The organism is Aquibium oceanicum (assembly GCF_001889605.1).
Taxonomy (GTDB): Bacteria; Pseudomonadota; Alphaproteobacteria; order Rhizobiales; family Rhizobiaceae; genus Aquibium; species Aquibium oceanicum.
The window spans coordinates 3865547-3882567 of sequence record NZ_CP018171.1 but is presented as its reverse complement, the minus strand read 5'-3'; the positions used below and the strand labels follow the sequence as shown (position 1 = coordinate 3882567).

Genomic DNA, 17021 nt, shown 5'->3' with positions numbered 1-17021 from the left:
AGTTCCGGTTTTTCAACTTCCTACGTGCGGGAAAAAGAATGACAGAAAAAGCTGACGACAAGCAGCTCCTGCATCTGGTGTTCGGTGGCGAACTGACCTCCCTGACGGGGACCCAGTTCCGCAATCTCGACGAGGTCGACATCGTCGGGATCTATCCGGACTACAAGACGGCCGAAGCCGCCTGGCGCACCAAAGCGCAGGAAACGGTGGACAACGCCCACATGCGCTACTTCATCGTTCACCTGCACAGGCTTCTCGATCCGGAAGCCGCGGGAGCCAGCCTCTCGTCGGGCAAGGCTCGATGACCGACGGACGCCCCATCGCCTCCGCTCCCGACATGGGCGGAGTGGCGAAGCCGAAAGCCAGACCAAGGCTTTCCAAGACCATCTGGCGGTCCATCCGCGCGCCGCTCGCCGAATCGCGATTCGCGGCCGACGTCATCGCCTGGGCGCTGGCGCTCGGCGTGCGCTTCGTCTTCTGGACCAACCGCAGACACCCTGACTCCGACGACATCAACCAAATCTACGAGAAACACACGCCGGGCATAGCCGTGTTCTGGCACGGCCAGCATGTCCTGGCACCATGCCTGAAGCCGCGCCGGCTCAGGATGTCGGCGCTGTTCTCGCGCAGCCGCGACGCCGAACTCAATGCGCGCGTCGCCGAGCGGTTCGGCTTCACCATCATCCGCGGTTCCGGCGGACGCGATGCCTCGCGCAGCCGCGAAAAGGGCGGAGCGCGCGCGCTCATCGCGCTGAAGAAGGCCATCGATTCGGGATCGTCGGTCGCCATGATCGCCGACATCCCGCACGGAACACCGCGCGAGGCTGGATTGGGCGTGGTGATGTTGGCGCGTTTCTCGGGGCGCCCGATCGTGCCGCTCGCGCTCGCCACCAGCCGCCGCAAGGTTCTCGAGAAGACGTGGGACAAGACGACCCTCAACCTGCCGTTCGGCTGGAAGGCGATGGTCGCGGGAGAACCGGTCCACGTGCCGGCGAACGCCACCGACGAGGAATTGGAGCAGAAGCGACGCGAGGTGACGGCGAGCCTGAATGCCGCGACCGAGAAGGCCTACAGGCTGGTCGACAGCAAGCCATGAGCGAACGATGGGCGCGAGCCATGCTCACGGCGTACCGCCTCGCAGGTGCGGCCGCCTATCCGCTGGTCGGCGGTTACATCGCCTGGCGCACCACCAAGGGCAAGGAAGAGCGGACGCGGCGGCGCGAACGCTACGGCATCTCCAAGGTCGCGCGGCCGCCCGGACCGGTCGTGTGGGTGCATGCCGCGAGCGTCGGGGAATCGAACGCGGTCATCCCGCTGGTGCGTCGCATCGCCGGCTTCGGCATCAACGTCGTATTCACCACGGGAACGGTGACCTCGGCGCACCTCGTGCGTGAGCGGTTCGGCGACAAGGTCCTGCACCAGTACGTGCCGCTCGACCTGAAGCCCGCGGTGAGCCGCTTTCTCGACCACTGGAAGCCCGATCTGGCGATCATCGCCGAATCCGAGATCTGGCCGATGACCATCCTGGAACTCGGCACCCGGCGGGTGCCCCAGGTGCTGGTGAACGGCAGGCTCTCTGACCGGTCCTTCGCCGCCTGGAAGAAGCGTTCTTTCATCGCCGAAGCGCTGTTCGAAAACCTTTCCCACGTCGTGGCGCAGTCGGAACTCGACGGCGAGCGATTCCGAGCTCTGGGCGCCCGGCCGGTCTCGGTGTCGGGCAACCTAAAGGTGGATACCGACCCGCCCGTCGTGGAGGAGGACGCCCTGCGACGCATGCGGTCCGAGATCGGCGGCCGTCCGGTATGGGCCGCGATCTCGACGCACCAGGGCGAGGAGGTGATCGCGGCTGACGTGCACGAACTGGTCAAGAAGCGTCATCCGGAACTCCTTACCATCATCGTTCCGCGGCATCCCGATCGCGCCGACGCGCTTGCGGCCTCGTTCTTCGCCAGGGGGCTGAAGACGGTCCGCCGCAGTCTCGGCGACCGGGTCACGTCCGACACCGACATCCTCCTGGGGGACACGATCGGCGAAATGGGGCTGTATCTCCGGCTCACAGAAATCGCCTTCGTCGGGCGTTCGATGACCTCCGAAGGCGGGCAGAACCCTCTCGAACCGGCGATGCTGGAAACGGCGGTCCTGTCGGGCCGCAACGTCCAGAATTTCCGGGATTCCTACCAGAAGCTGATCGAGCGTGGCGGAGCGAGGCTCGTGGGCGATCGCGACATGTTGGCGGGCGCGGTCAACTTCCTGCTCGGCAACGAGGCCAAACGGCGCCAGATGATGCATGCCGGCGTCGAGACCGTGAACGAGATGCGCGGTGCGCTGCCGGCCACCCTCAAGGCGCTGGAACCATACATCTATCCGCTGATCGTCAAGGCGCGTCTCGAAGACGGCGGAAGAAAGAACCGATAGGCCATGACCGGGGAAGCGCCTCCGTTCTGGTGGGAAGAGCCGGACTGGCGTGCAATGGCGCTGTCGCCGGTGTCGGGCGTCTATGGACTGGTCGCGGCACGCAGGATGATCTCGGCGCGACGCCACAAGCTGCCAGTGCCGGTCCTGTGCGTCGGCAATTTCACCGTCGGCGGCGCAGGCAAGACACCGGCCGTCATCACGCTGACGGACGCCGCGCGCAAGGCCGGGCGCCACCCCGGCATCCTGTCGCGCGGCTATGGCGGCAGCCTGTCGCGGCCGCACATCGTCGATCCCGGGCACGACAGCGCCCGTCATGTCGGCGACGAGCCGATACTGCTTGCCGCGCATGCACCGGTGGCGGTAACGCCCGACCGCGCCGCGGGTGCCCGCCTGCTGATGAACGCCGGCTGCGATTTCCTGCTGATGGATGACGGCTTCCAGAGCGCACGGCTGCAGTTCGACTACGCGCTCCTCGTGGTCGACGCGCGGCGCGGCCTCGGCAACGGCTTCAGCATCCCCGCCGGACCGATGCGCGCGCCGTTGCTGAGCCAGCTGCGATTCGCCAACGCGGTGCTGGCGATCGGCGAGGGTGACGGCGCCGGGGCGGTGGTACGCCAGGCGGCGCGCGCCGGCCGCTCCGTCTACGGTGCCTCGATCAAGCCGCGCGGGCAGGATCGTCTTTCAGGCAAGCGGCTGTTCGCTTTCGCCGGCATAGGCGATCCGGACAAGTTCTTCGAGACACTCAGGCGTAGCGGCGGCGATCTCGTCGCGACGCGCGGTTTCGCCGACCATCATTCCTTTTCCGAGACCGACATCGCCGAACTCGAAAGTGAAGCGGACACGGGCGGGCTTCAACTGGTGACGACGGCCAAGGACGCCGTTCGGCTACGCGGCGGATCGCCCGCTGCGAAGGCATTAGCGAAACGTACGTTCGTCTTGGAGATCGACCTTGCCTTCGACGATCCGCGCGTGCCGGTAAAGATCATCGACCACACGCTCGACGCTTTCGCGCGCCGCCAGCACGGCGTTTCCCGCACCACCTGAGACCTGCGAGACAAAGCTTCCGACCCCGGCGTAGGCGTCATACCAGAACGCTCGAAGGCAAGATTCGCGGACAACGGAACGGCACCGGATTCTGCCATGCAGTGCGGCTACTCGCTCGCAATCCTATCCAAAATTCTGTTGGATCGTTAACCCCCGCTGTCCCCGACCCGGCCGAAGGGGGGACACACGTCTAATTTAGCTGTTTCTGAACCACATCGACACGTAGATTCGAGGTGGCTCATATGTTCTTCGAAAACCGGCGGTTCGAGCGTTATCGCACGTGCATCAGGGTGCGGGTGCAGGTTCGTGGCCGCGACTACGACGGCTTCGTTCTGGACATATCGCAGGGCGGGATGCGCGTTTCTACCGAACAGGTCGCCGACGTATGGTCGGGCGACGACGTCAGGGTGGAATGCGAGGAACTCGGTCTCGTGACCGGCGAGGTACGGTGGAGGAGCCCGGGTCGCTTCGGCATCAGGTTCGACGAGTCGACGAACACGACCGCGAAGTTCGAGCATTTCCGGAAGCACCTGGGGCCGGTGATGTAAGGGCGGTCAGCGCTTCCGCATGGCGGGATTGCTCTCGATCTCGCGCGCGAGCGAGACGGTCGCGCTGACATAGGCTTCCTGCCGCGCCACGCTCCAATACTTCAGTTCGTCGAGCGGTATGGATTCGCCGGTCACGGCGCAGCGCACGAAGGAGCCGGGGCTGGCGACCTGAAAGTCGCCGTCCAGGTAGCGTATGCGCGCTTCCTTCGCGCCGGGGCCTTCGAAACGGTTCATTGCCATGCTTTCTTCCGTCTTGGGCAGCCGATCCGCTCCCGAATCCTCATCCGCCCAACGCTTCCGGGATAGCGATCTTCCGGGAGCCGGCTTCCGCCTCCCGTGGATCACGCCTTAAGCGCCACAATTCTCCCGGACGGTCAAGCCGCCAGAGGCGGCAATGGCGCGGCGACGACCATGCGAACTCCGATTATCCGGCTATCTCCTGCCGAACAGTCGCTCGATGTCGGCAAGTTTCAACTCGATGTAGGTCGGACGGCCGTGATTGCAGGTGCCCGAGCCGGGCGTCGCTTCCATCTCCCGCAGGAGCGCGTTCATCTCCTCCGGCCGCAGCCGCCGGCCGGAGCGTACCGACCCATGGCAGGCCATCGTCGCGGCGATCTGGTCGAGCCGCCGCTTCAGCGTCTCGGCGGTGTCAGTCTCGGCGATCTCGTCGGCGAGGTCGCGCACGAGTGCCTGGACGTTCGTCTCGCCGAGCATGGCCGGTGTCTCGCGCACCGCCACCGCGCCCGGTCCGAACCGCTCCAGCCCAAGCCCGAAGCGGGCAAGCGTCTCCGCGTGCGAGGCAAGGCGCTCCGCATCCTCCTCCGGCAGGTCGACGATCTCCGGCAGCAGCAGCATCTGGGCGGGGAGGGGCCGCGAGTGGATCGCCTCTTTCAATGCCTCGTAGACCAGGCGTTCGTGGGCCGCATGCTGGTCGACGATGACGAGCGAATCCTCGGTCTGGGCGACGATGTAGTTCTCGTGCACCTGGGCCCGCGCAGCGCCCAGCGGGGTGCGGCGCAGTTCCTCCGGCGCGTCGATGACGTCGGCCCGCGCATCGGCGCTCGGCAAGGTCGCATGTTCGAAGACGGCTTGCCTGGTTTCACCAAAGCCGTTGGCCAGCGGACGGCTCGGAGACCGCGCGATGTCGTAGGAGCCGGAGGGCCAGAACCGACTGGTGTCGAAACTGCGGTGGAAAGTCTCTGTACCGTCACGGCCCGCCGGTGTACCGCCGGTCCGGAAGGCCGCGAGCATGCCCGCCGTACCGGACGTGGCGGGACGCATCCCCGCATTTGCCAGCGCCTGCCGGATCGAACCGATCACCAGGCCGCGCACGAGGCCCGGATCGCGGAAACGCACGTCGGCCTTGGCCGGGTGGACATTGACGTCGACCAGCGCCGGATCGAGCGAGAAGAACAGGGCCGCGAGCGCATGCCGGTCGCGCGGCAGGACGTCGGCATAGGCGGCGCGAATCGCGGCGGCGATCTGCCGGTCGCGTACAGGACGGCCATTGACGTAGGCGTACTGCTGCAGGGCGTTCGCGCGGGTGAAGGAGGGGATGGAGACCTGCCCCGTCAGCCGCACGCCCTCGCGCATTGCATCGATCGCCAGCGCGTTCTTCGGGAACTCGTCGCCGAGAACCTTGGCCAGGCGGTGCAGGCGCCCAACTTCGTCGTCGGCTTCGGCGGCAAGCTCGAGCCGCGTGCGGTCGGCCCCTGTCAACGTGAAGCGCACGGTCGGGAAGGCAACGGCGATGCGCTTGACCACGTCCGAGATCGCCGTGCTTTCCGCCCGTTCGCCTTTCATGAACTTGAGCCGCGCGGGCGTGGCGAAGAAGAGATCGCGCACCTCTACCTGCGTGCCGGCATTGGCGGCGGCGGGACGGGGGCCGGCGATCCGGCCGCCCTCCACGACTATCTCCATCGCTTCGGTCGCGTCGGCGGTGCGCGAGCGGATCGTGAGCCGCGCCACCGAACCGATGGATGGCAGCGCCTCGCCGCGGAAGCCGAGCGAGCGGATGTCGTGAATGTCGTCCGAGAGCTTGGAAGTGCAGTGGCGCGCGACGGCGAGCGGCAGGTCGGACGCGGCTATGCCCGATCCGTCGTCGACCACGCGGATGAGGTTCAGCCCGCCGCCGGCCGTCACGATCTCGACGCGCGTCGCGCCCGCGTCCAGCGCATTCTCGACCAGTTCCTTCACCACGCTTGCCGGGCGCTCGATCACTTCGCCCGCGGCGATCTGGTTGATGACGGTCTCGGAAAGCTGACGAATGGTCATCCGCCGAGTCTAGCCGGATTCGACCGCCGCCAGAAGGGCGGCGGCCGCATTGTACCGTGAAGGCTTCAGGCGGCTTGGTTTCGTGACGCTTCGGGTTCCTCGGTAGGAACGGTATTCCGGTTCCCGACCTTCCGGGTCGCCAGCCATTCGCGCATGTTGTCGGAAGGCATCGGGAAGGAAACGGCGTAGCCCTGGACCTGGTCGCAGCCGATGCCGGCCAGCAGCGAAAGCTCGGTTTCGGTTTCGGCGCCCTCCGCGATGATGCCTATGCCCAGCCCGCGCGCCAGGTCGGTCACCGCGCGGACGATCTGCGCATGATGCGAATTGCTGTCGATGTTGTGCACGAAGCGCCGGTCGATCTTCAGTCGGTCGATCTCCCGAGGGTCGACGTGGGTCAGGGAGGCATAGCCGGTGCCGAAATCGTCGAGTTCGAGCGCGATCCCCTCTTTCCGTACCGTGCGGAGCGTTGCTGCGATACCGGTCTTCTCGTCGTCCAGCATCACCGATTCGACGATTTCGAGTGCCAGCCGCTGCGGGGGAAGTCCTTCGGCTTTCAGGGTCTTGAAGAGGAAGCCGGCGAAATCGGGCTGGGCGAGCTCGCTGCTCGAGGCGTTGAGGGCGAGGCGTCCGAACTCGAGCCCCTCCCGATGCCAATCTGCCGCCGCCGCGATGGCCTTCCTGAACACGATGCGCCCGATGGCCGGCATCAGCCCGCACTTTTCCGCAATCGGTACGAAGACCGAGGGCGGGATGAACTTTCCGTCCGGCGGCAGCCAGCGAACGAGGGCCTCGAGACCGGTTACTCTGCCGTCCGACAGCGAGACCTGCGGCTGGAAGCAGACGGTGAAGTCCTGGCTGGCGATGGCGAGGACCATCTGCTGCTCGATATCGAGGCGTGCGGCGATCTCGCGCCGCAGGTCGTCGGTGAAGAACGAGAAGGTGCCGCCGCCGGATTTCTTGGCCGAGTAAAGCGCGACGTCTGCGTGCATCAGGAGATCGGAGCCGCGCTCGCCATCCCGCGGGTAGACCGCGATGCCGGCGCTGGCGCCGGGACTGATCGTCGTCCCCTCGTAGTCGATCGGCCGGTTGATCGCCCGCAGGACACTTTCGGCGAGGGCGGCAATCTCGCCGTCGTCGTCGCAACGGTTGGAAACCAGGACGAATTCGTCGCCGCCAAGTCTTACGGCGATATCCCGCTTGCGGCTCGCCTCGCGCATCCGCGTGGCGGTGATGGCGAGGACATGGTCGCCGGCCGCATGCCCCAGCGTGTCGTTGATCTGCTTGAAGCGGTCGAGATCGAACTGGATGACCGCCATGCCGCCGCCGCGCGCGGCCGCGTTTTCGATGAACTTGTCGAAGCGATACTTCAGGAAAGATCGGTTGTAGAGGCCGGTCAGTTCGTCGTGGATGGCGTTGTAGGCCATGGCATTGCGCGCCTCGACGAGCTGATCCGTGCGCCGGCCGATCATCCCGGCCATCGGGCGAAAGATGAAGACCGCGATGAGCAGCATCACCGCCAGGGTCGCGAAGAAGAGGATCCGGTGCAGATGGAGCAAGGCGGACAGGCGTTCGCGTCCTGTTGCGGAAAGCCGCTCGCCGAGCGCGGCGTAGCCATCCATCGTTGCCGTCGCCACGACGTCGTCCAGCTTCGCGCGTTCCTTGCCGGCCAGATATCCGACGACGCCCGCGTTCGGATGCAATTCGGTCTTGAGGGCAGACGCGACGCGCCATCCGTTCGCCGCCAGGCTGCCGGAGAAGTAGTCGAGATGGTAGGGCGCGGAAAACAGGACGCTATCGACGGTGGCCGGATCGTTGCGGGCCTTCGAGAAGGGATCGGCGTCGAGCTGGTCCAGCAAGTCGTCGTAATTGGCCTCGAATTCCGCCGTCGCCTGCCCGAGCGCCTCGACCAGCTGGGCCTGGCGGATCGCTGGAGCGGTGCCCGCCGCGTTCGCCAGGAACACCACCCGCTGTGAAAGGGCGCGCTGCGCGCCGGCCAGGCCAATAATCCGCTCATTTCGCTGTTGGGCCGCCAGCATTTGCTGCAGGAGCATGAAGGATCCGGCCAGCATCACAGCGATGATGAGAAGTGCGACCCAGTAGGCGAAAGTGATGAGCGTGACCGGCTTCCCTGTCCCGGCCCTGAAGCTCGGCAGTCTGAACATTGCGCCCCGTGGTCCCCTGCGAACGGCTGTCGTTCCCCAGGGTAAGAATAGAATCCGAGTGTTAATTGGTAGGTGTGCCACCGGTCGAGTCCGGCGGAAATCTGTCGGGTGGTTAGGAAACCATTAGCGGCGCAGACACCGGTTCGCCGCGCAACACATTTTTCCCGGTTTCCATCCGATGGCGAAAGGCACTAGAAAGGCCGCATCGCAAGGCAAACGGCGGAAACGACAATGAACATACAGAACCCGGCGAAAACCACGGCTGCCAGTTTCGTGTGGAACGATCCCTTCCTGCTGGAGGACCAGCTGTCGGAAGACGAGCGCATGATCCGCGACGCCGCGGCCGCATTCGCGGCAGACAAGCTCGCGCCGCGCGTCGAGGACGCCTACATGAACGAGACCACCGATCCGGCGATCTTCCGGGAGATGGGAGAGGCGGGTCTGCTCGGCGTCACCATCCCGGAGGAGTATGGCGGGATCGGCGCCAACTACGTCACCTACGGGCTGGTCGCGCGCGAAGTGGAACGCGTCGACAGCGGCTATCGCTCCATGATGAGCGTGCAGTCGTCGCTGGTCATGTATCCGATCCACGCCTACGGCTCCGAGGAGCAGCGCCGGAAATACCTGCCCAAGCTCGCCTCGGGCGAGTTCATCGGCTGTTTCGGACTTACCGAGCCGGACGCGGGATCGGATCCGGGCGGCATGAAAACGCGGGCGGAAAAGACCGACAGCGGCTATCGCATTTCCGGCTCCAAGATGTGGATATCGAACGCGCCGATCGCCGACGTCTTCGTGGTGTGGGCAAAGTCGGCGGCGCACGACAACCAGATCCGCGGTTTCGTGCTCGAAAAGGGCATGAAAGGCCTGTCGGCGCCGAAGATCGGCGGCAAGTTGTCGCTCCGCGCCTCGATCACCGGCGAAGTGGTCATGGAGAACGTCGAGGTCGGCGAGGACGCTTTGCTGCCCAACGTGTCCGGCCTCAAGGGTCCGTTCGGCTGCCTGAACCGCGCCCGCTACGGCATCTCGTGGGGCTCACTCGGCGCGGCGGAGGATTGCTGGTTCCGGGCGCGCCAGTACGGGCTCGACCGCAAGCAGTTCGGCAAGCCGCTCGCCGCCACGCAGCTCTTCCAGAAGAAGCTCGCCGACATGCAGACCGACATCGCGCTCGGTCTGCAGGGCTCGCTGCGGGTCGGGCGGCTGATGGACGAAGGCAAGATGGCGCCCGAGATGATCTCGATCGTGAAGCGCAACAATTGCGGCAAGGCGCTCGACATCGCCCGCCAGGCCCGCGACATGCACGGCGGCAACGGCATCCAGATCGGCTATCATGTGATGCGCCACGCGCAGAACCTGGAGACGGTCAACACCTACGAAGGCGCGCACGACGTCCACGCGCTGATCCTCGGACGGGCGCAGACGGGAATCCAGGCGTTCTTCTGAGGCACCTTCCAAAAGGCGACCGCCCCGCCCAAGGCGAAGCGGTCGTTAGAGTGGCCGGAACCGCCATTGGGGAGGCGTTTCCGGCGGCGGCGTTCTTGATGACGCCGGATATCGCGTGACGTCTCCGGCCGGAGCCGGCGGCTATGCTATTGCGCGGTGATGACAGTCATGACGAGCTTGTCGTCGACGCGGATTGGTCCGTCTTCCTTGGCGCCGAGCGTGTATTCGAACACGCCGGTCTTCATGCCGCCGGCCTCGCCGTGCACCATCAGCATCAGCATCTCGCCGGACTTCACTTCCTCCTGGAGGATGGCCGAGACGTCCATGTTGTCGCCGGCCTTGAGCGGTGCGTAACCGACGACCGGCCCGGGCTTCATGTCGGCATCGGTGCGGTGGACCACGAGCCAGCCGTTGTTCTCTGCAGTGATCTTGTCGGCACTGACCGTGCCGGAGGAAACGTCCTGGTCGGAGACCATGACGGCCGGGTTCGACATGGCCTGAGCGGCGGAGACGGTGACCACGAGCGCTGCGGCCGTGGAGAGAATGCGGTACATGGATTACCTCCGTTTCTGTTTGCGGTCAGAGATACGGGAGGGCCGGCGTGGAAGTTTCACCGACGGACAAATTCGATTCTCGTGGCGCTGGGGAAATGGTGATCCGAAAGAGATGGCCGCGGGCACGGGGTAGCCGGGCATATAGCGGCAATCACCGGTTCGCTGTTCCAATGGGCCGGCACGGTGTCGCGCCGGTCGCCGCGTCTTCAGGCCACGTGCCGCTGGCCCGGGGTCTCGTGCAGGCAGACCCGGTTTCGCCCGGCCGCCTTGGCGCGATACACGGCGGCATCCGCTTCTTCCATCAGGACGGACAGGGGCTTCTGCTGATTTGCGTCGCGCGTCGACAGGCCGACGCTCACGGTGACCTGTCGCCTGACACGGTCCCTATGCGTTGCCTGAAGTGCCTCGACGTTGGCGCGTATCGCTTCGGCCTGCTCCGCCGCGGCCTCAGCGCTCACATCCACCAGTACCACGGCGAACTCCTCGCCACCGAGGCGCGCGGCGAGATCCTGGTTGGGCCGGATGCTTCGATCCAGGGTCTCGGCCACTGCCGCGAGACAGGCGTCGCCTGCGACATGACCGAAGCTGTCATTGTAGGATTTGAAGTGATCGATATCGACGATCATCACCGCGCAGCGTCCACGCACGGCACGAGCGAAATTCATCAACCGTCGGCGGTTGGCGACGCCGGTCAGCGGGTCGGTGTGGCTTTCGATCTCGAGTTCGCGGTTCGCGGCTTCCAGTTCGGCACTGCGTTCTTCCAGACGCTGGGCAAGCTGCTTGTTCTCCAGGGAGAGCCGCAGCGCAGTGGAGATCTGGTCTCCGAGCACTCGCCCGATCATGATCCCGAAGGGACCGAGGAGGAAAAAGCCGCTGGCGATCAGCCAATTGAACTGCAGCGAGCTGAAGACGAGTCCGATCGCGTAGGACCAGAAGATCGGCAGGTGGAAAAGGTTGTATGCGGGCAGATGCACAACGGATGGTATAGAGACGGTGACCGCCGCCAGGCCGATCGCAAGCGTCAGCACAGCCTGGTGCTCATCCGCGAAGCTCAACATCCAGCCGCCGCCCAGGCCCCAGCTGATGCCGGACAGGAGATGCATGATGTTCTCGAACCGAGCCCAGGTTTGGGCGGTCCATGCCGAGGGATAGCGACGGGCATACAGGATGGTCGCTCCCAGGTTCGTCAGCGAGATCGCCACGATGCAGGTCAGCCAAACGAGCAGGGCGGGCGCTGTCGATGGCGACCAATAGGCATAAACGGCGAATATTCCGCCGACGACGCTCAGGAACGATGCCGGCGACGAATGGAGCATGGCATCCATTCGCATCGACAAAATCGCGTCCTGTTCCTCCTTTTCGGCCGATCCTGCGATCACCGCGGCCCCGTCTCCTCTGTGGCTGTCGGCCAAAGCTATTCGGGCAATCCTAATTTTTTGCTTAGGTTTGGCCGCCGCCGTTTTCAGCCGGCCGGAACCGGCAGCAGCGGGGACAAAGTATCCTCCATTGTCTGCTCTCTCTTTATGCGCGACAAGACCGCAGGAGGTACGCGATGACCAAGGCATTCCTCAACCATCTCGAGGACGAACTCTCCGAACTGCGCGAGGCCGGGCTCTACAAGTCCGAGCGCGTCATCACCTCGATGCAGTCGGCCGAAATCGCGGTTGCCGGCGGGCGCAAGGTGCTGAATTTCTGCGCCAACAACTATCTCGGACTGGCCGATTCAGACGAGCTGCGCGGCGCCGCCAAGGCGGGCCTCGACCGCTACGGCTACGGGATGGCATCGGTGCGCTTCATCTGTGGAACGCAGGAGGAGCACAAGCAGCTCGAGGCCAGGATCGCCTCCTTCCTCGGCTTCGAGGATTCGATCCTCTACTCCTCCTGCTTCGACGCCAATGGCGGATTGTTCGAAACGCTGCTCGGTGAAGAAGACGCGGTGATCTCCGACGCGCTCAACCATGCCTCGATCATCGACGGCGTGCGGCTCTCCAAGGCCAAGCGGTTCCGCTACGCCAACAATGACATGGCCGCGCTGGAAGAGGAACTGAAGAAGGCCGAGGGCTGCCGATTCAAGATGATCGCGACCGACGGCGTCTTTTCCATGGATGGCATCATCGCCAATCTCGCCGGCGTCTGCGACCTGGCGGAAAAATACAGTGCGATGGTGATGGTGGACGACAGCCATGCGGTGGGCTTTGTCGGCAAGCATGGCCGCGGATCGGCCGAGCATTGCGGGGTCGAAGGCCGCGTCGACATCATCACGGGCACGCTGGGCAAGGCGCTGGGCGGCGCGTCCGGCGGCTACACGGCAGGCCGGCGAGAGGTGGTCGACTGGCTGCGCCAGCACTCGCGGCCTTACTTGTTCTCCAACACGCTGATGCCGGCCATCGCGGTGGCCTCTCTGAAGGTGTTCGACATCGTCGAGTATGGCGACGCCTTGCGGGCCAAGCTGACCGCTAACGCCGAACGCTTCCGTTCCTCGATGGCGAAACTCGGCTTCCGCCTTGCCGGCGCCGATCACCCCATCATCCCGGTGATGATCGGCGACGCCGCCCTTGCCGGTGCGATGGCGGAAAAGATGCTGGAACGCGGCATCTACGTCGTCGGGTTCTCGTTTCCCGTGGTGCCGAAAGGGCAAGCGCGGATCAGGACGCAGATGTCGGCGGCGCACAGTGCCGACGACATTGACCGGGCGGTGGAGGCGTTCGGCGAGGTGGGGAGAGAACTGGGGGTGGTATCTTGACGTTAGGCGTACAGTGTTGGTTTTGCGGTGAAGGGATAGATGAAACGGATAGGGAGGCTGTAGAAGTCTCGGTGAGGAACCTCTGGAAAGATGAGGACGATGACCGACGCCAGTGCTTCTATTTGCATTCGATCTGTGCAGTCGATCGTCTTCAAGGTGCGACGATGATGTTCAGTCTCGACGTTTTTTCCGATCCGAATTGATTCGAAGCGACCCCATCCCTGGAGCCTCTCCGTGTCCAACATGATGCGCGCCCTCGTCAAAGCCCGATCCGAACCCGGCATCTGGATGGAGAACGTTCCGGTCCCCGAGATCGGACCCAACGACGTCCTGATCAAGGTGAAGAAGACCGCAATCTGCGGCACCGACGTCCATATCTACAACTGGGACCAGTGGGCGCGAAAGACCGTACCGGTGCCGATGGTCACCGGCCACGAATTCGTCGGCACGGTCGCGGATTTCGGTTCGGCGGTCACCGAATACAGGGTCGGGCAACGCGTCTCGGGCGAGGGGCACATCGTGTGCGGGCATTGCCGAAACTGCCGGGCGGGCAGGGGGCATCTGTGCCGCAATACGCTCGGCGTCGGCGTGCAGCGGCCTGGCGCCTTCGCCGAGTATCTCTGCCTGCCGCAGCACAACGTCGTGCCGATCCCCGACGATATTCCCGACGAGGTCGCGGCGATCTTCGACCCGCTCGGCAACGCGGTCCACACCGCGCTTTCCTTCGATCTCGTCGGCGAGGACGTGCTTGTCACCGGCGCCGGGCCGATCGGCATCATGGGCGCGCTGGTGGCGCAGGCCGTCGGTGCGCGCAAGGTCGTCATCACAGACATCAACCCGACCCGGCTGGCGCTCGCCCGCAAGCTCGGCATCCATCACGTGGTCGACGCATCGCGGGAAAAGCTCGCCGACGTGATGGCCGAGGAGGGCATGCGTGAGGGCTTCGACGTCGGGCTCGAAATGTCGGGCTCCGCGGCGGCGTTTCGCGACATGATCGACACGATGAACAATGGTGGCAAGATCGCCATCCTCGGCATCGCACCAACCGGCTTCGAGATCGACTGGAACAAGGTCATCTTCAAGATGCTGACCCTGAAAGGCATCTACGGTCGCGAGATGTTCGAGACCTGGTACAAGATGATCGCGCTGGTACAGGGTCCGCTCGACGTCTCCGGCCTTATCACGCATCGGTTGGGCGTGGACGACTACATCGACGGTTTCGAGGCCATGAAGAGCGGCAATTCGGGCAAGGTGGTGCTGGACTGGTGAGACATCGCCGACGCGATGGTGGCACTGGTCGTTTTCAACCCGCGAGGCCGCGCTCGAGTGCATCCAGCCCCGCAAGCAAAGACTGCCTGTCGGACGGCTCCAGCCCTGAAAGCAAGTCTGACTCGAACGCGCGCGCCAGCGGCACGAGTTCGCGATACGTCCGGTTGCCGATCTTCGTCAGGCTGAGCCGCTCGATGCGGCGGTCGATCCGGTCCGTCTCGCGCGCCAGCCAGTTGCGCTTCTCCAGCGCCGAGACGGCGCGGCTCACCTTGGTCTTGTGCATGGCGGAATGGCTACCGATGTCGGTCGCCGTCATGGTGCCGTATTGACCCAGCGTGGCGAGAAGGCGCCATTCGGGACGCGTCAGGCCGTAGCGATCCTTGTAGATTTTCTGGAACTCCCGGCTCACCGCATCGGCCAGCCGGTTCAGCCGATAGGGAAGAAAATTCTCCAGTTCCAGGCTTGCCGCGCGGTTTGCGCCGTGCTCCTTCTCCGCGATCATCGCCGTTCCGCTCGATGGTTACATTCTCGACGGTTACGGATGCAACGAAATACGGGACCCGTCAAACGGGCCTTGAAGCCGAGGGAGCGCAGACCTTGAAGCTAGCGACGATCAGGAACGGAAAACGCGACGGACGACTGGTGGTCGCCTCCCGCGATCTCACCCGCTGTACGGACGCGTCCTTTCTCGCGCCGACGCTACAGGCCGCTCTCGACGACTGGAAGCGCATCTCAGCGCATCTGGAAGCGCTGGCCGAGAGCCTTGAGCACGGCGCGGTCCCCTTCGAGCGTTTCCACGAGCACGACGTGCTGTCGCCGCTGCCGCGCGCCTACCAGTGGGCAGACGGTTCGGCCTACGTCAACCACGTCGAACTCGTGCGTAAGGCGCGCAATGCCGAAATGCCCGACAGCTTCTGGTCCGACCCGCTGATGTACCAGGGCGGCTCCGACAGCTTCCTGGCGCCTCGTGACCCGATCCTGATGGCCGATGAGGCCTGGGGCATCGACATGGAGGGTGAGGTCGCCGTGATCGTCGACGACGTACCCATGGGAGCCGGTATCGAGGAGGCGCGCGCGGCGATCCGGCTGGTCGTGCTGGTCAACGACGTTTCGCTGCGCGGACTGATCCCGGCGGAGCTCGGCAAAGGTTTCGGCTTCTTCCAGTCCAAGCCGTCCTCGGCCTTCTCTCCGGTCGCCGTCACGCCCGACGAACTCGGCGACGCCTGGGACGGCGGAAAGCTGCACCTGCCGCTGATGGTCGACTTCAACGGAAAACCCTTCGGCCGTGCGGACGCGGGCGTCGACATGACGTTCGATTTCCCGACCCTCATCGCCCATGCCGCCAGGACGCGCCCGCTTTCCGCCGGAGCGATCATCGGTTCCGGCACGGTTTCGAACAAGCTCGACGGCGGCCCCGGCAAACCGATCGAGCAGGGCGGCGCCGGCTATTCCTGCATCGCCGAGATTCGCACGATCGAGACGATCGACACCGGCAAGCCGGTGACTCCATTCATGCGGTTCGGCGATACGGTTCGCATCGAGATGAAGGACAAGGCCGGGCACTCGATCTTCGGCGCGATCGAGCAGACGGTGAAGAAGTACGAGCGCTGACCGGACGGTCGCCGGCTTGCCGCCGACGCGCGGGCCTGCCAGTCTGGCGCCGGACGGACAGGGAGAATGGGCGATGGCGGTCGGGGGATGGTTCTACATCGGATCGGTTGTCTGGGCGGTGGCTATGCTCGCCGCCTTCATCCAGGCGATCCGCCTTAGCTACCGGATCGAGCAGCGCTCTTCGGCCCTGCGCAACGAGACGGGATTGCCGCGCTACGCGGCGATGCCATTCACGGTCACGAACTGGCGCGTGGCCAGAGACGACGAGACGCAGCGGCTGCGCCGCCGCATGAACATGCTGCTGGCAGCGAATCTCGCAGGCTTCGTGCTGTTCGCCCTGGTCGTTCTGGTCTTCCTGCCCGGCTGAGCCATGTCGCTCGCAGCGCATCTATGCCGCATGGCTCGCAACAACCGCTGGTCCAACGACCGGCTTTATCGAGCGGTGCTGTCGCTGCGGCCGGGAGAATTCGAGGCGCCGCGCACGAGTTTCTTCCCGTCGATCGCCGAGACATTGAACCACATCCTCGCGGTCGATCTCTATTATCTCGACGCGTTGAAGCAGGGCGGCATCGGCCCAGCCGCCTTTCAGCAGTTCATACCATACGACGAGGTCGCAGCGCTCGAAGCCGCCCAGCGCCACTGGGATGAGGAATTGATCGCGTTCTGCGATGGCTTGTCGGAAGACGACATGGCGCGCCGCGTCGTCACCGACAGGGGCGAGGCCGGTCGCTTTCCCGAGCGGATCGGCGACTTGCTCGCGCATCTCTTCCTCCACGACATCCACCACCGCGGCCAGGTGCATGCGATGCTCGCCGGAACGTCGGTCGAGCCGCCGCAACTGGACGAGTTCCTGCTCGATTTCGATGCGCCGCTCAGGCGGGAGGAGATGCAGCGGCTGGGGTTTGAGGAATTGAATACTGCCGTGCTGCAACGACCATAGGACCGGTTTTGCAACCATCCC

17 protein-coding genes are annotated in these 17021 nt (G+C 64.9%); 11 read left to right on the top strand and 6 right to left on the bottom strand.

Going from position 1 to position 17021, the window contains the following annotated elements; all coding sequences use genetic code 11:
• The first annotated feature begins 38 nt into the window (after positions 1-38).
• The 5 genes from BSQ44_RS18995 (at position 39) to BSQ44_RS18975 (ending at position 4007) form a co-directional block, all read left to right on the top strand.
• Positions 39-305: a DUF4170 domain-containing protein gene (locus BSQ44_RS18995; protein ID WP_072606695.1), complete on the top strand. Its 267-nt coding sequence runs from the start codon at positions 39-41 to the stop codon at positions 303-305.
• Positions 302-1096, top strand: a complete 795-nt coding sequence (locus tag BSQ44_RS18990; protein ID WP_072606694.1) for a lysophospholipid acyltransferase family protein — start codon at positions 302-304, stop codon at positions 1094-1096. The genes BSQ44_RS18995 and BSQ44_RS18990 overlap by 4 nt, the downstream gene beginning before the upstream one ends.
• Positions 1093-2415, top strand: coding sequence for a lipid IV(A) 3-deoxy-D-manno-octulosonic acid transferase (gene waaA, locus BSQ44_RS18985; RefSeq protein WP_072606693.1), 1323 nt, complete (start codon positions 1093-1095; stop codon positions 2413-2415). The genes BSQ44_RS18990 and waaA overlap by 4 nt, the downstream gene beginning before the upstream one ends.
• 3 nt (positions 2416-2418) lie before the next feature.
• The gene (lpxK, locus tag BSQ44_RS18980; protein WP_072606692.1) at positions 2419-3459 is read left to right on the top strand and encodes a tetraacyldisaccharide 4'-kinase; all 1041 of its coding nucleotides are present in this window, start codon (positions 2419-2421) and stop codon (positions 3457-3459) included.
• A 242-nt stretch (positions 3460-3701) separates the two neighbouring features.
• Positions 3702-4007 (top strand): PilZ domain-containing protein, encoded by a 306-nt coding sequence (locus tag BSQ44_RS18975; protein WP_072606691.1) that lies wholly within the window; start codon positions 3702-3704, stop codon positions 4005-4007.
• A 6-nt stretch (positions 4008-4013) separates the two neighbouring features.
• Here the strand turns inward: BSQ44_RS18975 and BSQ44_RS18970 are convergent, their stop codons facing one another.
• The 3 genes from BSQ44_RS18970 to BSQ44_RS18960 form a co-directional block, all read right to left on the bottom strand.
• Complete coding sequence (locus tag BSQ44_RS18970) at positions 4014-4241, bottom strand: DUF2093 domain-containing protein (RefSeq protein WP_072606690.1); 228 nt, start codon at positions 4239-4241, stop codon at positions 4014-4016.
• 198 nt (positions 4242-4439) lie between these two features.
• Positions 4440-6281 carry a DNA mismatch repair endonuclease MutL gene (gene mutL / locus BSQ44_RS18965; RefSeq protein ID WP_072606689.1) on the bottom strand — a complete coding sequence of 614 codons (1842 nt, stop codon included), beginning with the start codon at positions 6279-6281 and terminating at the stop codon, positions 4440-4442.
• A 65-nt stretch (positions 6282-6346) separates the two neighbouring features.
• Positions 6347-8443 carry a putative bifunctional diguanylate cyclase/phosphodiesterase gene (locus tag BSQ44_RS18960; RefSeq protein ID WP_072606688.1) on the bottom strand — a complete coding sequence of 699 codons (2097 nt, stop codon included), beginning with the start codon at positions 8441-8443 and terminating at the stop codon, positions 6347-6349.
• Positions 8444-8674: 231 nt separating this feature from the next.
• On the opposite strand from BSQ44_RS18960, the gene BSQ44_RS18955 reads away from it, so the two are divergent.
• Positions 8675-9883 carry an acyl-CoA dehydrogenase gene (locus BSQ44_RS18955; RefSeq protein ID WP_072606687.1) on the top strand — a complete coding sequence of 403 codons (1209 nt, stop codon included), beginning with the start codon at positions 8675-8677 and terminating at the stop codon, positions 9881-9883.
• Between the two features lie 146 nt (positions 9884-10029).
• Here the strand turns inward: BSQ44_RS18955 and BSQ44_RS18950 are convergent, their stop codons facing one another.
• Together BSQ44_RS18950 and BSQ44_RS18945 are read right to left on the bottom strand one after the other, a co-directional pair.
• A complete protein-coding gene (locus BSQ44_RS18950; RefSeq protein ID WP_072606686.1) occupies positions 10030-10437 on the bottom strand; it encodes a DUF7282 domain-containing protein in 408 nt (135 codons plus the stop codon).
• Between the two features lie 206 nt (positions 10438-10643).
• Positions 10644-12002 carry a GGDEF domain-containing protein gene (locus BSQ44_RS18945; RefSeq protein ID WP_083534815.1) on the bottom strand — a complete coding sequence of 453 codons (1359 nt, stop codon included), beginning with the start codon at positions 12000-12002 and terminating at the stop codon, positions 10644-10646.
• On the opposite strand from BSQ44_RS18945, the gene BSQ44_RS18940 reads away from it, so the two are divergent.
• Both BSQ44_RS18940 and tdh read left to right on the top strand, forming a co-directional pair.
• A complete protein-coding gene (locus BSQ44_RS18940; protein WP_072606684.1) occupies positions 11990-13180 on the top strand; it encodes a glycine C-acetyltransferase in 1191 nt (396 codons plus the stop codon). The genes BSQ44_RS18945 and BSQ44_RS18940 overlap by 13 nt on opposite strands.
• 234 nt (positions 13181-13414) lie before the next feature.
• A complete protein-coding gene (gene tdh, locus BSQ44_RS18930; RefSeq protein WP_072606682.1) occupies positions 13415-14449 on the top strand; it encodes an L-threonine 3-dehydrogenase in 1035 nt (344 codons plus the stop codon).
• Between the two features lie 34 nt (positions 14450-14483).
• Here the strand turns inward: tdh and BSQ44_RS18925 are convergent, their stop codons facing one another.
• Positions 14484-14951 (bottom strand): MarR family winged helix-turn-helix transcriptional regulator, encoded by a 468-nt coding sequence (locus BSQ44_RS18925; protein WP_072606681.1) that lies wholly within the window; start codon positions 14949-14951, stop codon positions 14484-14486.
• A 95-nt stretch (positions 14952-15046) separates the two neighbouring features.
• Here BSQ44_RS18925 and BSQ44_RS18920 point away from each other — a divergent pair, with 95 nt between their 5' ends.
• The 3 genes from BSQ44_RS18920 (at position 15047) to BSQ44_RS18910 (ending at position 17000) form a co-directional block, all read left to right on the top strand.
• Positions 15047-16060, top strand: coding sequence for a fumarylacetoacetate hydrolase family protein (locus tag BSQ44_RS18920; protein WP_072606680.1), 1014 nt, complete (start codon positions 15047-15049; stop codon positions 16058-16060).
• A 73-nt stretch (positions 16061-16133) separates the two neighbouring features.
• A complete protein-coding gene (locus tag BSQ44_RS18915; protein ID WP_072606679.1) occupies positions 16134-16427 on the top strand; it encodes a hypothetical protein in 294 nt (97 codons plus the stop codon).
• A gap of 3 nt (positions 16428-16430) precedes the next feature.
• Positions 16431-17000 (top strand): DinB family protein, encoded by a 570-nt coding sequence (locus tag BSQ44_RS18910; RefSeq protein WP_072606678.1) that lies wholly within the window; start codon positions 16431-16433, stop codon positions 16998-17000.
• Positions 17001-17021: the final 21 nt, after the last annotated feature.